2 rRNA genes are annotated in these 430 nt (G+C 62.3%); both read right to left on the bottom strand.

What is annotated here, in order from left to right:
- Nucleotides 1-96: 96 nt before the first annotated feature.
- Nucleotides 97-210: ribosomal RNA gene (gene rrf / locus I6F37_RS40960) — 5S ribosomal RNA — on the bottom strand.
- Between the two features lie 104 nt (nt 211-314).
- Nucleotides 315-430 (bottom strand): 23S ribosomal RNA (locus tag I6F37_RS40955); the annotation flags it as partial.

The following is a 430-nucleotide window of genomic DNA, read 5'->3' as shown; positions in this document are numbered from 1 at the left end:
GTGACCTTCAGGTTATGAGCCTGACGAGCTACCGGGCTGCTCCACCCCGCGGTGGTGTGTGTATGTGACAGGTGAGGTTGAGGATCCGGCTGGGTGGCCCGGCGGCGACCGACTCTCCCGTTGCTTGAGCAACAGTACCATGGGCGCTGAGGTGTTTCACGGCCGAGTTCGGGATGGGATCGGTGTATCAACCTTGCGATGACCACCGGGCCACCCGGCCGGATCCTGGGGGGAATGGAAGTATGTTTGGGGTGTGCGCGGCTTGGTGCTGCGTGCGGTGCCGTCTTTTGAGGGACGGCGTTGCGTTGTGGTGTGATGGGAGTTCTATCGGGCGATTAGGACCGCTCGGCTGCATCGGTTACCCGACTTTCACCTGCGGCCTATCAACGTGCTGGTCTGGCACGGCCCTCGAGGGAGACCTCGTTTAGAG

It is taken from the genome of Bradyrhizobium sp. NBAIM08 (genome assembly GCF_020193935.1).
GTDB classification, from domain to species: domain Bacteria; phylum Pseudomonadota; class Alphaproteobacteria; order Rhizobiales; family Xanthobacteraceae; genus Bradyrhizobium; species Bradyrhizobium yuanmingense.
Note: the sequence above shows the minus strand (reverse complement) of the source record. Positions and strands in the feature narration are given on the sequence as shown.